11 protein-coding genes are annotated in these 14,494 nt (G+C 62.7%); 3 read left to right on the top strand and 8 right to left on the bottom strand.

Annotated features, from left to right (window positions below):
• The first annotated feature begins 40 nt into the window (after positions 1–40).
• Complete coding sequence (locus tag ACWPW0_RS16865; protein WP_454255932.1) at positions 41–1,183, top strand: diguanylate cyclase; 1,143 nt, start codon at positions 41–43, stop codon at positions 1,181–1,183.
• 7 nt (positions 1,184–1,190) lie between these two features.
• Here the strand turns inward: ACWPW0_RS16865 and ACWPW0_RS16860 are convergent, their stop codons facing one another.
• Complete coding sequence (locus tag ACWPW0_RS16860; RefSeq protein WP_454255931.1) at positions 1,191–2,900, bottom strand: hypothetical protein; 1,710 nt, start codon at positions 2,898–2,900, stop codon at positions 1,191–1,193.
• A gap of 192 nt (positions 2,901–3,092) precedes the next feature.
• On the opposite strand from ACWPW0_RS16860, the gene ACWPW0_RS16855 reads away from it, so the two are divergent.
• Both ACWPW0_RS16855 and recJ read left to right on the top strand, forming a co-directional pair.
• Complete coding sequence (locus ACWPW0_RS16855; RefSeq protein WP_447593208.1) at positions 3,093–3,632, top strand: YaeQ family protein; 540 nt, start codon at positions 3,093–3,095, stop codon at positions 3,630–3,632.
• A 162-nt stretch (positions 3,633–3,794) separates the two neighbouring features.
• Complete coding sequence (gene recJ / locus ACWPW0_RS16850) at positions 3,795–5,510, top strand: single-stranded-DNA-specific exonuclease RecJ (protein ID WP_447593206.1); 1,716 nt, start codon at positions 3,795–3,797, stop codon at positions 5,508–5,510.
• 22 nt (positions 5,511–5,532) lie between these two features.
• Here recJ and ACWPW0_RS16845 read toward each other — a convergent pair whose 3' ends face one another.
• From ACWPW0_RS16845 to ydcS, 7 genes are all read right to left on the bottom strand, one after another.
• Positions 5,533–6,339 carry an SDR family NAD(P)-dependent oxidoreductase gene (locus tag ACWPW0_RS16845; protein WP_454255930.1) on the bottom strand — a complete coding sequence of 269 codons (807 nt, stop codon included), beginning with the start codon at positions 6,337–6,339 and terminating at the stop codon, positions 5,533–5,535.
• Between the two features lie 209 nt (positions 6,340–6,548).
• Positions 6,549–8,432: an NAD(P)-binding protein gene (locus tag ACWPW0_RS16840; RefSeq protein WP_454255929.1), complete on the bottom strand. Its 1,884-nt coding sequence runs from the start codon at positions 8,430–8,432 to the stop codon at positions 6,549–6,551.
• Between the two features lie 106 nt (positions 8,433–8,538).
• Positions 8,539–9,963, bottom strand: a complete 1,425-nt coding sequence (locus tag ACWPW0_RS16835) for a gamma-aminobutyraldehyde dehydrogenase (RefSeq protein ID WP_454255928.1) — start codon at positions 9,961–9,963, stop codon at positions 8,539–8,541.
• Between the two features lie 170 nt (positions 9,964–10,133).
• The gene (locus ACWPW0_RS16830) at positions 10,134–10,949 is read right to left on the bottom strand and encodes an ABC transporter permease (protein ID WP_447593199.1); all 816 of its coding nucleotides are present in this window, start codon (positions 10,947–10,949) and stop codon (positions 10,134–10,136) included.
• Complete coding sequence (locus tag ACWPW0_RS16825; protein ID WP_447593198.1) at positions 10,939–11,883, bottom strand: ABC transporter permease; 945 nt, start codon at positions 11,881–11,883, stop codon at positions 10,939–10,941. Before ACWPW0_RS16825 ends, ACWPW0_RS16830 begins: the two co-directional genes overlap by 11 nt.
• Before the next feature lies 1 nt (position 11,884).
• The gene (locus ACWPW0_RS16820; RefSeq protein ID WP_447593196.1) at positions 11,885–12,913 is read right to left on the bottom strand and encodes an ABC transporter ATP-binding protein; all 1,029 of its coding nucleotides are present in this window, start codon (positions 12,911–12,913) and stop codon (positions 11,885–11,887) included.
• A 365-nt stretch (positions 12,914–13,278) separates the two neighbouring features.
• Positions 13,279–14,430, bottom strand: a complete 1,152-nt coding sequence (ydcS, locus tag ACWPW0_RS16815) for a putative ABC transporter substrate-binding protein YdcS (RefSeq protein ID WP_447593195.1) — start codon at positions 14,428–14,430, stop codon at positions 13,279–13,281.
• Positions 14,431–14,494: the final 64 nt, after the last annotated feature.

Here is a 14,494-nt window from a genome sequence, read left to right as displayed (position 1 = left end):
TACCCATAAACCGAACTTTTCTGCTGCAGCTCTTTCAATCATGAGCCTGAATATCCCAACCCTGGTGTTGGTCGACATCTACATTCTCACGTTGCTGGGCATCCTCATGTTCCATGCCTGGCGGCGTGGGCGCCGCGAAGCGACGCTGGGCTACATGACCTCGATGCTTCTGCTCGGCACCCTGGCTATCGTGCTCAGCAGCCTGCGAGGGCGTGGCATCGACTATGTGCCGATCATCATTGGCAACCTGCTGCTTCTGCTTGCCTGTGCGATGAACTGGACGGCCATGCGGGTATTCGCCGGGCGGCGGGCGCACGTGCCCGGGATCGTCGCTGGGGGCGGTATCTGGCTGCTGCTTTGTGCCGTGCCGGCGTTCTACGAGTCACTGGCGGCCCGGGTGATGCTGAGTACGCTGCTGATTGCCGCCTACACCGCACTGGCTGCATCCGAACTGTGGCGCAGCCGTGAGTCGCTCAACGTATCGATCAAGCCGGCACTGGCGCTGATGCTGCTGCATACCGCGTTCTATGCCTGGCGGGTGGTATTTGACCGCGGCGAGGCGCTGCAGAACGTGCTGGACGGCAAGGGCAGTGACTTCTTTGCCCTGCTGGTTTTCGAGACCCTGCTATACGCCATCGGTATCGCGTTCGTGACCCTGGCGATGGTCAAGGAGCGGGCCGAGTTGCAGTACAAGTCGGCGGCCTTCAGTGATCCGCTGACCGGCATCGGCAACCGCCGTGCACTCATTGCCTCGGGCGAGCAACTGCTCTACCGCTGTCGGGCGCTGGAGCAGCCTGTGTCGCTGCTGGTGTGCGACCTGGACTTCTTCAAGCGTCTCAACGACTCCTTCGGCCATGCCACGGGCGATGAAGTGCTGGTCGATTTCAGCCGCATCATCGCCGCGAGCATGCGTAAACAGGATGTATTCGGCCGCCTCGGTGGCGAGGAGTTCGCCTGCGTGCTGGAAAATGCTGATGCGCCGACCGCCGTACGGGTGGCCGAGCGCATTCGCCAGGCGTTTGCCGAACTGCCGTTCCAGCAGCCGGACAGCCTCAGCGTGAGCATCGGCGTGGCGACCATTCGTTCCGAGGATGCCGACCTGCTTGGCCTGATGTCGCGTGCGGACAAGGCGCTGTATGTCGCCAAGGCCAAGGGGCGCAATCGGGTCGAACTGGCCGCCTAAGGCCTGCTCACAATCCCTCAACTGGCTGCGGCCAGAAATTGTCGTGGATGATTTTGTCGAGCAGGTACTGATATCGATCGGCATGTTCTTCTTCGGCGGAGTTGCCGAGCTTATCCAGCAGTTGGTGAACAGCGTCTGGCATGCCGATTATGTCGTTGTAGCTCAGGTGTTCGACAGCCTGGTTCAGCAGGTCGTGCTCGACCAGTGCCGCGAGCCAGTAAGTGGCGAAGTTTCTATCGATATGGATCTCCCGGTAGAGTGCGATCGCCTGCTCGGTAAGGCCCAACTGCAGAAAACAAGTGGCCAGCTCTTCTTGCAGGCATGCCTGATCGAACGGCTCCATGTCGTCATCCTCGGCGATGCTCTGCAGGTCCTGCTGAGTGTCTTCTAGCAGGCGCCGTGCATCTTCGGGGCGTCCCAGGGCGTGTAGCCGCATGGCATGTTGCTTGGCATTGAGGGTTCTTAGGTAAAGCGGCTGGCGTGCGTTGAGCCGCTGTGTTTCTTCCAGCAGGCAGCGAATTTCATAACTGCTGCGCTGACGCTCGGGCAGGCGGATCTGTAACAGCAGGCGGGTATCCAGAACGAACAGGCGCAGGCGATCTCGTGTGGCACCATCCGGCAACGCGTCAACCCAGCGTTCTGCCTGTTCCCGTAGCGGATTCGCCAAAGCCGGGCGAGTATCCTTGTGCAGGCTCCAGAGTGCCAGATACAGGTCGATTCGCATGGCGCTGTCCTGGCTTAACCGCTGGATGGCCTGCGGGGCTTCGGCGTCCCGGCCTTGATCGATATGCCAGCGTGCCAGACGTAACAGTAGCTTGCCGCTGTCTTGTTCATCCCGGGCTGACAGCAGTGTCTCTGCTTGTTGCAACTGGCCGTGTTGCAGCAAGGCATCGAAGAGCATTTCGTAAGGGTTGTATTGCTGCAGAGGCTCGAGTCGCTCGATCAACGAGGTTGCTTGCTCAAACAGGCCGGCGTCGATCAACGGTGCAATGAATGGGTTGTTGCGGGAGATTTCGAGTGTCGTAGCAATATCTTGCAGTGTCTGGAAATCCCCCAGACGGACCAGCTCCTGAATGAACGTGTTCAGGTCGAAAATCTCGTCTGCGCTTTTGTCTTGTTGGAGCACCCAGAACTGCTCAAGGCTTTGCCGCGCGGCGTCGGTCTGACCCAATTCACGTTGCAGACGCGCCACATCGAGCCATTGCGTCGCGTCGGGGTGGGTGCTCTGAAGATAGTCTTCCAGCGCCTGGCAGGCCGCCTCGTGTTTATTCTCGGCAAGCAGCAGGGCTGAGCGTATCAGTCCATCATGAGGTGGCTCTTCACCCGTCTGCTCCAGTAGTGCGACGGCCCGATCGGCCTTTCCGGTTTGGGTCAAGGCCTTGAGCATCAGCTTTAGCGCTTCGCGGCGATGATGCGTGTCTAAACGTGGGAGCAATAGCAGCGCTTTATCTTCCAGGCCTGCACGGCAAAGCGTGTCGCAGAGCCCCATGTTGGAAACCTGCCAGGCATCACCCTCGAAGCGATTGCTCAGGTGCAATGCCAGCATCGGGTAAGTCGAACCGAGTAAGCTGATGCGGTTGATCAGCTTGATTTCCTGAAGGGTCAGTTTTGCCGGGCTGCCGGCGATGCTCAGACGCAGTTCCTGCTCGTCGTCAGGAGTGCGCGTGAAAAAAATCAATATGGCAATCAGAACCAGCAAGATGATGAATGGTGTCATGCAACCTCCGTGTGTATCGCTTCCTTTTGGGAACTCCTTCTTCATGAATGAGCCCGTGGCGGTTTATACGGATGTGTCGAGAGGCTGACAACCTTCCCAGTGGCCATTTGCCAATCCGTTCATCTCGGCTTCGGCATCGGGGTGGTGATTCGCGTAGACTTGCCGCCTTTCCAGACAGTCAAGAAGCCGCCCATGGCCCTGCAAGCCACCCCATACAAAGTCGATCTCAACCTCACCGATATCGACCGCAATATCTATGAAAGCCTGCGTTTCACCGTAGCCAAGCATCCTTCGGAGACCGAGGAGCGCCTGGCCGTGCGCCTGATTGCGTACGCCCTGTGGTACCACGAGCAACTGGCCTTTGGCCGTGGCCTGTCGGATATCGACGAGCCCGCGTTGTGGGAGAAGAGCCTGGATGACCGCGTGCTGCACTGGATCGAGGTCGGCCAGCCGGATGCCGAGCGCATCACCTGGTGTTCGCGGCGTACCGAGAAATTCAGCCTGGTGGCCTACGGCAACCTGCGTGTGTGGCAGAGCAAGGTGCTCGACAGCGTGCGTAGCCTGAAGAACATCAACGTCGTTGGCGTGCAACAGGAAGCCCTGGAAAACCTCGCCCGTGACCTGCCGCGCGCGATCAACTGGGCGGTGATGATCAGCGATGGCGAGTTGTTCGTGACCGATGAGCGCGGTCAGCACGAGATTCCGCTGGAGTGGCTGGCCGGCGAACGCTGAGCCGTTCTTCTGCGTTGATCGCCTGATCGTTCCCACGCTCTGCGTGGGAATGTAGCCCGGACGCTCCGCGTCCAGCCTAGGCACGCGGGACGCGGAGCGTCCCAGGAGGGGCTCCCACGCAGAGCGTGGTAGCCATCATTACGACACTGTGGTCCGTCCCCCATGCGCATCGATCCCCGTCCGCTTCCCGCCAATCTGCCTGACCTGGGCAATCTGCCGCCGCTGCTGACGCGCCTGTATGCCGCCCGTGGTGTGCAGTCCGAAGCCGAGCTGGACAAGAGCCTGGCGCGCTTGATCCCTTATCAACAGTTGGCCGGGATAGACGCGGCGGTCGAGTTGCTGGTGCAGGCGCTGGACCAACGTCAGCGTATCCTTATCGTCGGCGACTTCGATGCCGATGGCGCTACTGCCAGCACGGTCGGTGTGCTCGGCCTGCGCATGCTTGGCGCAGCGCATGTCGATTACCTGGTGCCGAACCGTTTCGAGTATGGCTATGGCCTGACCCCGGAGATCGTCGCCGTGGCGCTGACGCGCACGCCGGATCTGCTGCTAACCGTGGACAACGGTATCTCCAGCGTCGACGGCGTGGCGGCGGCCAAGGCAGCGGGACTCAAGGTGCTGGTCACCGACCACCACCTGCCAGGCCCGGAACTGCCGGCGGCGGATGCCATCGTCAATCCCAATCAACCTGGCTGCGGCTTTCCGAGCAAGGCGCTGGCCGGCGTCGGGGTGATGTTCTACGTGCTGCTGGCCCTGCGTGCTCGCCTGCGTGAGCTGGGCCGCTTTGCCGAGCCGACACCAAACGGTCCTAACCTCGGTGAGCTACTTGATCTGGTGGCATTGGGCAGCGTTGCCGACGTGGTGCCGCTGGATGCCAACAACCGCATCCTCATCCACCAGGGCTTGGCGCGCATCCGCGCCGGGCGGGCACGTGCCGGCCTGCGGGCGATCCTTGAGGTTGCGGGGCGTCAGCCTGGGCGTATCACCTCAACCGACCTTGGCTTCATCCTCGGGCCACGGCTGAATGCGGCGGGACGCCTGGACGACATGAGCCTGGGTATCGAATGCCTGCTCTGCGATGACGAGGCGCTGGCACGCGACATGGCCCAGCAGCTCGACGAGCTGAACAAGGACCGCAAGAGCATCGAGCAGGGCATGCAACGCGAGGCGTTGGCCCAGCTCAAGGACTTGCGTGTCGAGGACATGCCGTTTGGCCTATGCCTGTTCGAGCCGGACTGGCACCAGGGTGTGATCGGTATTCTTGCTTCGCGCCTGAAGGAGCGTTACCACCGCCCGGCCATCGCCTTTGCCGATGCCGGCGAGGGGCTGCTCAAGGGCTCGGCGCGGTCAGTACCGGGGCTGCATATTCGTGATGCGCTGGACGCCGTGGCGGCCAAGCATCCGGGGCTGATCAGCAAGTTCGGCGGGCATGCCATGGCCGCCGGCCTGTCGTTGCCGCAGGAGAACTACGGCGCATTCGCCGCCGCCTTCGATGCCGAGGTACGCCGCCAGTTGACCGAGGACGACCTTACCGGTCGCCTATTGTCGGACGGTCAGCTCGGGGTCGAGGAGTTCCATCTGGAGCTGGCCAAGGCGCTGCGCCATGCCGGCCCGTGGGGCCAGCATTTTCCAGAGCCGCTGTTCCATGGCGTGTTCCAGATCGTTCAGCAGCGCCTGGTCGGCGAGAAGCACCTGAAACTGGTGCTGAAGACCGAGTGCGGTGGCCAGACCCTGGATGGCATCGCCTTCAATATCGACCGCGATTTGTGGCCGAACCCGACCCTGCGCTGGGTCGAGCTGGCCTACAAACTGGATGTCAACGAGTACCAGGGGCGCGAGAGTGTGCAATTGATGGTGGCGCACATCGCCCCTCGCTGAGGGGCGATGCGTTGCATCGTTATCAGCCGGTGACCTTGTAGCGCGCCGCCGCTTCGTTGCGCGACAGATTGGGGCCGAGCTTGCCACGGGCTTGCACCACGGACTGCCAGTCGGCGGCATCCGGCAGCGAAGGAATGGTCACCAGTTCGCCCTGATCGAAACCAGCCAGCGCTGCATCCACCATTTCGCCGACTTCCATGATCATGCGTGGATCGAGACCGCTGTCATCGATGCCGGCACGCTCCCAGATTTCGGTGCGAGTGAGGCCGGGCAATACGGCCTGGACGCGCACGCCGCTGGCGGCGATCTCGTGGTTGAGGGTCTGGGTCAGGCTCAGCACATAGGCCTTGGACGCGCTGTAGACCGCGTTGAACATTTCCGGGATCAGGGCGACGACCGATGCCAGGTTGATGATGCCGCCGCGCCCAGCCTTGCTGAAGGTGGTGGCCGCCACGGCGGACAGGTGGGTGAGGGCGACCACATTGAGTTGGATCATGGCGTCGACCTTGTCGCTATCGGCCCCTGCCAGGTGGCCATTCATCGCTACGCCGGCGTTGTTCACCAGCAGGCTGATCGCGGCGTCACTGGACAGGCGTTGTTCCACGGCGCGCAGATCGGCGGCCTGGGTGAGGTCGGCCTTGAGTACCTCCACCTTGATGCCATGTTCTGCACGCAACTGGGTGGCCAGTTGTTCCAGGCGCTGCTGATCGCGGGCCACCAGCAATAAATCGTAGCCACGGCGGGCGAGGCGCTCTGCATAGGTGGCGCCGATGCCGGAAGAGGCGCCGGTAATCAGAGCTTTACCTTGGGTGGTCTGGGGTGTGGTCATGGTTGTCTCCGGGTAGTTGTAGGGCTGGGTCTGGTCGTGCCTGATTTTAATATTACGCTTGTAATTTAAATCAGCAAGCCGGATGGCGATTGATTTTTACCGGAGAGGTTGAAGGTTTTTTCTATCGCGAAAACGCTGGTGCCCGGCTCCTGCTAGCAGGAGCCGGGCGATCTCGCCAAGCGTTCAAGCATCACCTGAAAGATGGATGCTCAGCCCAGCTCGCCGACGGCGCGCCAGGCTTCGTCGATGGCAGCATGGGCGTAGGCATCCCAGGCGGCATCGGAGTTGGCGATGGTGACATTGCCGACTTTCTGGCGAGCCAGGTTCATCAGCTTTTCGCTATCCTCTTCGTCATCGAACAGGCTGTTGGAAAAGTATGAATAGCCGTGCGACCAGCGATTGACGGTGATCGCCAGGATGTCCTTCTGGTGATCGAAACCAGCTGGGCCGAGCATGGCCTGCAACTGGTCACGGATGGCGGTCTCCATCTGCTCGAAGCTCATGCTGTACAGCTTGGTACGGCCGACTCGGGCCTGGGTGCGGGCGTCCATGCCGCTGTTCGGGCTGGTCGGTACATAGACCATGTGCAAGCCAATGGGCTGGTTCGGGGCGCGCGGGTGGGTGTAGCCACCGATGTCCACCGGGTAGTCGAGCTTGACCCGGCTGTAGGGCTGGCTCGGCGCATAGATTTCGTGCACGCCCAGTTTCATGAAGCTCTGCCAGTTGCGGATCACCACCTTGGTGTACACCAGCGGGAACTTGACGTTCTGCGACAGCGCATGGGCTTGCTCGCCAGGCAGATCGCGCATGATGTAGGGGATGATCATGTTGTAGCAGGCCAGAACGCAGTGCTTGCCGCGCACCCGGTACAGCTGGCCGGCACGGCTGTAGCCGACGTCCACACCACCGTCGCGGTTCTTCACGCTCACGGCAGTGCTGTTCAGGCGCAGCCGCACCTTGTTGGAGGCCAGGTCCAGCTTGGTGTAGTCGAAGTCGGCCAGCACGATGTCGTTCATGTCCTTGCCAGGCGCCACACCGGGAATCAGGCCCCGCACCAGCAGGCGGGCGAGGGATGCGTTGCCGTCAGGGAAGTGGTAGATGTACGGCTCTTCCATCTCCGCTTTGGCTTCTTCGCTGATGGGCGACAGGTTCATCGCGGCAAAGCCCGGGAAGCCTACGGAATAGGCATCTGCAGCCGCCACGGCATCGATGCTCAGGGCGGAAAAGTCGTTGGTGCGGCTGAGAAAGTAGCGTGTTGCCGCATCGCTAAGGCCAACATTCTTGAGCAGGAAGTCCTGATAGCTGGTCTTGGCCAGGTAGGCTTCCTTCTCCTCGCGGCTCTTGCCTGCCAGGTAGTCGCGTGGTGCTTCGTGCAGGTCGATCAGGGCCTTGCGATCCGCTTCAGGCAGCGGGAAGTCACTGATGAAGGCGCGCCAGCTACGAGCGTTGAGCTTCTCCGGGGCTATGTCATCGGCCACCATGGGCGTCGGGTCGCCGCTCACCAGTTTGTCCTGGCCGAAGCCGGCCTTGTCGAAGAACACCCCGCGCGACAGGCCAAGGCCCGGATAGAAGTCGCGGTCGAAAGCGCTCTCGAAGCGGTCGACGTTGACCCCCAGTTGCTTGAGCAGGCCATTCACTTCGGTGCTGTACAGGTGCTTGGGTGACTGGAAGGCTTCGCTGCCGCCGTAGCCAAGGATCATCCGGCCGCCAGCCTGGAATTCGTTGCGCTTGGCGTGGCCGCCGAAGTCGTCATGGTTTTCGACGATCAGGATGCGTGCCTGTGGATGTTTCTGCTGGTAGAACCAGGCAGCCGACAGGCCACTGATGCCACCGCCGACCACGACCAGATCGTACTGTTCCTCGATCGTCAGGTTGTCGGTGTCGAAGACCTTCTTTTCCCAGCCCATCTGGTGGGCGATTTCGAATGAGCCCGGGTGGCTGCCGCGCAGTCCGGTGAGTGCTGGTGGGTAGTAACGGGCGCCATTGCCAGCACCTCCGGTAGTGGGCGCGGCGCGCAGCAGTTGCAAGGGCGTCAGGCCGGCGGCGATGGTTATCGCCGCGCCATTGAGGAAATCGCGTCGGGTGATGCTCATGAAGGAACCTATGCAGGCTTGCGCGCCGGCAGGCGCGGGTGGTGGGGTCTTCAGCCAGGCTGGCGTCAGGGATGCCGGCTCCCGTGCAGGAGCCGGCGGGTACGACTCAGTGCTTGAACATCACATGGCGGATGGCGGTGTAGTCCTCCAGGCCGTACATGGACATGTCCTTGCCATAACCGGACAGTTTCACGCCGCCATGGGGCATTTCGCTGACCAGCATGAAGTGGGTGTTGACCCAGGTGCAGCCGTACTGCAAACGCGCCGACAGGCGATGGGCGCGGCCAACGTCACTGGTCCACAGCGAGGAGGCGAGGCCGTAGTCCGAGTCATTGGCCCAGGCCAGCACTTGCTCTTCATCGTCGAAACGGGTGACCGAGACCACGGGGCCGAATACTTCGCGGCGGACGATCTCGTCATCCTGCAGGGCGCCAGCCAGTACGGTCGGCTCGAAGAAGAAGCCAGGGCCATCGACGGCCTTGCCACCGGTGACCACCTGGATGTGCGGGATGGCCTTGGCGCGCTCGACGAAGCCGACGACGCGGTCGCGGTGGGCAGCGGTGATCAGTGGGCCGAGTTCGGTGCCTTCATCATCCTGCAGGCCGTACTTGATGGTGCTCACGGCTTCGCCGAGCTTGGCCACGAATTTGTCGTAGATGCCTTTCTGCGCATAGATGCGGCAGGCAGCGGTGCAGTCCTGGCCGGCGTTGTAGAAGCCGAAGGTGCGGATGCCTTCCACGGCGGCGTCGATGTCGGCGTCGTCGAAGATGATCACCGGCGCCTTGCCACCCAGTTCCATGTGCATGCGCTTCACGCTGTCGGCCGTGCTGCTGATGATGGCCGAGCCAGTGGGGATCGAGCCGGTCAGCGAGACCATGCGTACTTTCGGGTGACTGGTCAGTGGCGCGCCGACGCTCGGGCCGCGGCCGAAGACGATGTTGACCACACCAGCGGGGAAAATGTCGGCGAGGAATTCGGCCAGCTTCAGGGCGGTCAACGGGGTTTGCTCGGAGGGCTTGAGCACCACAGTGTTGCCGGCGGCCAGGGCCGGGCCGAGTTTCCAGGCGGCCATCATCAGCGGGTAGTTCCATGGTGCGATGGAGGCGACCACGCCAATCGGGTCGCGGCGGATCATCGAGGTGTGGCCCGGCAGGTATTCACCAGCCGCCGAACCGCCCATGCAACGGCTGGCGCCGGCGAAGAAACGGAACACATCGGCGATGGCCGGCAACTCGTCGTTCAGGGCGGCGCTGTAGGGCTTGCCGCAGTTGTTGGACTCCAGGCGGGCGAGTTCCTCGGCATGGGCGTCGATGGTGTCGGCCAGCTTCAACAGCAGGTTGGAGCGGTCTTTTGGTGATGTTTGCGACCAGCTGTCGAAGGCTGCATCGGCTGCGCGCACGGCCGCATCGACCTGGGCTTCACTGGCTTCATGGATCTCGACCAGGGTGGTGCCGAGGGAGGGGTTGAGCACGGCCTGTACGGCGCCTTCGCCAGCGACGAGCTGGCCATTGATCAGCAGTTTGGTTTGCATCGCTTGAACCTCGCTTGGGGTCTGCATGAGTGTTTGTCGGGTGGACCGGGGCGCGCAGTCCGGGCGCGTAGCCCGAGTTGCTTAGCTGTCGCGTTGCATATCCACCCTGGGCGTCTCTATGGGGCTGTGGTGGATCGAAGAAGCGCGATCCACTACCGGCCCCAGGGAAATCACTTGCCGCTGCCGGCTACGCCTTCGCCTCCCTTGGTCAGGTAATAGGCGCCGAGGATCGGCAGCATGGTCACCAGCATGACCAGCATGGCCACGACGTTGGTGACCGGTACGTCCCGCGGGCGGGACAGTTGGTTGAGCAGCCACAGCGGCAGCGTGCGTTCGTGGCCGGCGGTGAAGGTGGTGACGATGATTTCGTCGAACGACAGGGCGAACGCCAGCATGCCGCCCGCCAGCAGCGCTGAGCCGAGGTTGGGCAGGACGATGTAGCGGAAGGTCTGCCAGCCGTCGGCGCCCAGGTCCATGCTGGCCTCGATCAGGCTGTGGCTGGTACGGCGGAAGCGTGCGATGACGTTGTTGTAGACGATCACCACACAGAACGTGGCATGGCCGATGACGATGGTCAGGATGCCCGGTTCGATGCCGAAGCTCTTGAACGCCGCCAGCAGTGCCAGGCCGGTGATGATGCCCGGCAGGGCGATCGGCAGGATCAGCAGCATGGAGATGCTTTCCTTGCCGAAGAAGTCGCGTCGGTACAGCGCGGCCGCGGCCAGGGTGCCGAGGATCATGGCGATCAACGTGGCCAGGCAGGCGATCTGGGCTGACAGCTTGACCGCCTCCAGGACATCCGCACGGGCCAGGGCGACGCTGAACCAGTGCAGGGTGAATCCCTGCGGCGGAAAGCTGAAGCCCGAGCTTTCGGTGTTGAAGGCATAGACGAAGATGATCAGGATCGGGAAGTGCAGGAACACCAACCCGCCCCAGGCTGCCAGTTTCAGGCCCCAGGAGGCCCGATTCGAAGAGTCAGAGTGCATCGAAGGCCCCCAGGCGTTTGACGATGGACAGGTAGATGGCGATCAGCACGATCGGCACCAGGGTGAAGGCGGCGGCCATCGGCATGTTGCCGATCGAGCCTTGTTGCGAATACACCATGTTGCCGATGAAGAAGCCGGGCGGACCGACCAGTTGCGGCACGATGAAATCACCCAGGGTCAGGCTGAAGGTGAAGATCGAGCCGGCGGCGATGCCGGGGATCGACAGCGGCAGGATGACCTGCATGAAGGTCTGCGCCGGGTGTGCGCCAAGGTCGGCCGAGGCTTGCAGCAGCGACGGCGGCAGGCGCTCCAGGGAGGCTTGGATCGGCAGGATCATGAACGGCAGCCAGATGTAGACGAACACCATGAAGCGCCCCAGGTGCGAGGTCGACAGCGTGTTGCCACCGACGCCAGGTACCGTGAGGATCAGCTCCAGCAGCGGTTGCAGGTGCAGCGCCTGGATGAACCACATGGCCACGCCACCCTTGGCCAGCAGCAGGGTCCAGGCATAGGCCTTGACGATGTAGCTGGCCCACATCGGCAACATCACCGCGATGTAGAAGAACGCCTTGGTCTTGCCCGTGGTGTAGCGCGCCATGTAGTAGGCGATAGGGAAGGCCACCAGGCCGCTGGCAAGGGAAACCGCCACTGCCATGCCCACGGTGCGCAGGATGATGTCGAAATTGGCTGCCTGGAACAGGGCCAGGAAGTTGGCCAGCGTGAGGTCCGGGGTGACCGTCATGCTGAAGTCGTCGAAGGTGTAGAAACCCTGCCACAGCAAGCCCAGCAACGATCCCAGGTAGATGGCGCCGAACCACAGCAGTGGCGGAATCAGCAGCATCGACAGGTACAGCGTCGGCTTGCGGTAGAGCAGGTCGGACAGGCGCCGCAGCAGGCCGCCGCCCGCGCTGTCGATAGCGAGAGTCTGGCTCATGTCATGCTTCCTCGCGCAGGTCGACCATGGCGCCGCGCGCCCAGCGTGCGGTCACGCGCTGGCCAGGCTGCACGGGCGTTTCGCCCAGTTGCCACTGGTTGTTGGCCTGGCTGACGGAGAAGTTCTGGCCGTTCTCCAGCTGAATCTCGAAACGGGTCGACGCGCCCTGGTACTGGATGTCATGCAGCAGGCCGGCGACCTCCACTTCATCGCTGCCGAGCGGGGCATCCGTGCCCAGGCGTACGTGCTCCGGGCGGATCGAGATCGGCCGTGGCGAGCCATTGATGCGCGCCGCCAGTTCGCCCTTGAGCACGTTGGAGGTGCCGACGAACTCGGCCACGAACGAGGTGGCAGGCTTCATGTACAGGTTGCGCGGGGTATCGACCTGCTCGATGCGGCCCTTGTTGAACACCGCCACGCGGTCGGACATGGACAGCGCTTCGCTCTGGTCATGGGTGACGAAGATGAAGGTGATGCCGAGCTGGCGCTGCAGCTTCTTCAGTTCGCTCTGCATCTGCTCGCGCAGCTTGAGGTCCAGGGCGCCAAGCGGCTCGTCGAGCAGCAGCACCCGTGGGCGATTGACCAGGGCACGGGCCAGGGCCACACGCTGGCGCTGGCCACCGGACAGCTGTACCGGCTTGCGCACGCCATAGCCACCGAGGGCGACCAGGGCCAGCGCCTCCTCGGCGCGAGCCAGGCGTTCGGCCTTGCCTACGCCCTTGACCTTGAGGCCATAGGCGACGTTTTCCAGCACGCTCATGTGCGGGAACAATGCGTAGTCCTGGAACACCGTGTTCACGTCACGGCGGTAGGGCGGCAGGCCGGCGGCTTCCTCGCCGTGGATGCGGATGGAGCCTGCGCTGGGCTGCTCGAATCCGGCGATCAGGCGCAGGCAGGTGGTCTTGCCCGAGCCGGATGGGCCGAGCATGGAGAAGAATTCGCCGTCCTGGATGTCGATGGACACCCGGTCTACGGCTTTGACGTCGCCGAACACGCGGGACACATCGGTAAATTGCACTGCATGGGTCATGACAAACACTCCAGGAGAAAAAGCCACCCACCGCCGACCGCGGTCAGGGTTTGCCGACACGGGACAGGGAGGTCGGCGGTGGATGTACAACGGTGAAAATTGTGGGCGCGCAGGGTGAGGTCGGTCGTGCTTCTCATCACCTGCGCTGCAGGAGCCGTGCGCGCTCTTGCACTCGGAACAGCATCGCCAGCAAGCGGGCTCCTATAGCTCAGGCTGCCCCGAGCAGCCGCAGGGTGGATCAGTACGCGTAGCTGGCGCTCTATCCATCCACCGGCGATGCCGGTTGGTGGACGAAAGAAGCGTCGTCCACCCTGCGAGTTGTCCGGGCATGGATCAGGTCTGCGCAGCAGCCGCCATGGCGACTTTTATCGGCCGCCCATGATGGCGATGTAGTCCTGGGTCCAGCGGCTGTAAGGCACGTACTTGCCACCTTCGGCCTGGGGTGTTTTCCAGAAGGCGATCTTGGCGAAGTTGTCGAAGCCGTTGGTCTTGCAGCCTTCGGCACCGAGCAGCTCGCTGGCCTGGCAGGCAGCCGGCACGGCGGGCAGCGAGCCGAACCAGGCGGCTACGTCGCCCTGGACCTTGGGTTGCAGGGACCAGTCCATCCACTTGTACGCACAGACCGGGTGTTTGGCTTCGGCGTGCAGCATGGTGGTGTCGGCCCAGCCGGTGGCGCCTTCGACCGGTACGGTGGAGGCGATCGGCTGTTTTTCCCCTTGCAGGGCGTTGACCTGATACGGCCAGGCACTGGAAGCGACCACGCCTTCGTTCTTGAAGTCGTTCATCTGTACGGTCACGTCATGCCAGTAACGGTGGATCAGCGGCTGTTGCGCGCGCAGCAGTTGCAGCACGGCAGCGTACTGCTCCTCGTTCAACTGGTAGGGGTCCTGAATGCCCAGGTCGGGTTGGGTGGCCTTCAGGTAGAGCGCAGCATCGGCGATATAGATCGGGCCGTCATAGGCCTGCACGCGGCCTTTGTTGCTCTTGCCGTCGGGCAGCGTCTGCTCCTTGAGAATGATGGACCAACTGGTCGGCGCTTCCTTGAAGACGTTGGTGTTGTACATCATCACGTTCGGGCCCCACTGGTAGGGCGTGCCGTAATGCTTGCCAGCCACGGTGTGCCAGGCGGCATCCTTGAGGCGGTCGTCGACGTTCTTCCAGTTGGGGATCAGGGCGGTGTTGATCGGCTGCACACGCTTGCCGGCGACCAGGCGCAGCGAGGCATCGCCAGACGCGGTGACCAGGTCGTAGCCGCCCTTGGCCATCAGGCTGACCATTTCGTCGGAGGTGGCGGCGGTCTTGACGTTGACCTTGCAGCCGCTGTCCTGTTCGAACTGGGTTACCCAGTCATAGGCCTTGTCGGTATCGCCGCGCTCGATGTAGCCGGGCCAGGCGATGATGTCGAGCTGGCCTTCGGCCTTGCCCAGGGATTGCAGAGGTTCGGCGGCCTGCACGGCGCCTGAGGCGAGCAGGGCGGTAGCCAGTGCACTGAGCGCTGCGGTTTTGTACGCGGACATTGGGATTCCCTCTTCTTGTGGACTGTTATTGGGGCAGTTGAATGTCGGCGATACCGCTGCCGAA

The sequence above is a fragment of the Pseudomonas sp. Marseille-Q8238 genome (assembly GCF_965111915.1).
The sequence above is the reverse complement of the archived record's forward strand: the minus strand, read 5'-3'. Positions and strand labels throughout refer to the sequence as shown.

Bases quoted from the DNA above. Each gene is read 5' to 3' on its own strand.
- ydcS (WP_447593195.1), bottom strand. From the start codon at position 14,430: ATGTCCGCGTACAAAACCGCAGCGCTCAGTGCACTGGCTACCGCCCTG.
- ACWPW0_RS16860 (WP_454255931.1), bottom strand. From the start codon at position 2,900: ATGACACCATTCATCATCTTGCTGGTTCTGATTGCCATATTGATTTTT.
- ACWPW0_RS16830 (WP_447593199.1), bottom strand. From the start codon at position 10,949: ATGCACTCTGACTCTTCGAATCGGGCCTCCTGGGGCCTGAAACTGGCA.
- ACWPW0_RS16840 (WP_454255929.1), bottom strand. From the start codon at position 8,432: ATGAGCATCACCCGACGCGATTTCCTCAATGGCGCGGCGATAACCATC.
- recJ (WP_447593206.1), top strand. From the start codon at position 3,795: ATGCGCATCGATCCCCGTCCGCTTCCCGCCAATCTGCCTGACCTGGGC.
- ACWPW0_RS16825 (WP_447593198.1), bottom strand. From the start codon at position 11,883: ATGAGCCAGACTCTCGCTATCGACAGCGCGGGCGGCGGCCTGCTGCGG.
- ACWPW0_RS16835 (WP_454255928.1), bottom strand. From the start codon at position 9,963: ATGCAAACCAAACTGCTGATCAATGGCCAGCTCGTCGCTGGCGAAGGC.
- ACWPW0_RS16855 (WP_447593208.1), top strand. From the start codon at position 3,093: ATGGCCCTGCAAGCCACCCCATACAAAGTCGATCTCAACCTCACCGAT.
- ACWPW0_RS16820 (WP_447593196.1), bottom strand. From the start codon at position 12,913: ATGACCCATGCAGTGCAATTTACCGATGTGTCCCGCGTGTTCGGCGAC.
- ACWPW0_RS16845 (WP_454255930.1), bottom strand. From the start codon at position 6,339: ATGACCACACCCCAGACCACCCAAGGTAAAGCTCTGATTACCGGCGCC.
- ACWPW0_RS16865 (WP_454255932.1), top strand. From the start codon at position 41: ATGAGCCTGAATATCCCAACCCTGGTGTTGGTCGACATCTACATTCTC.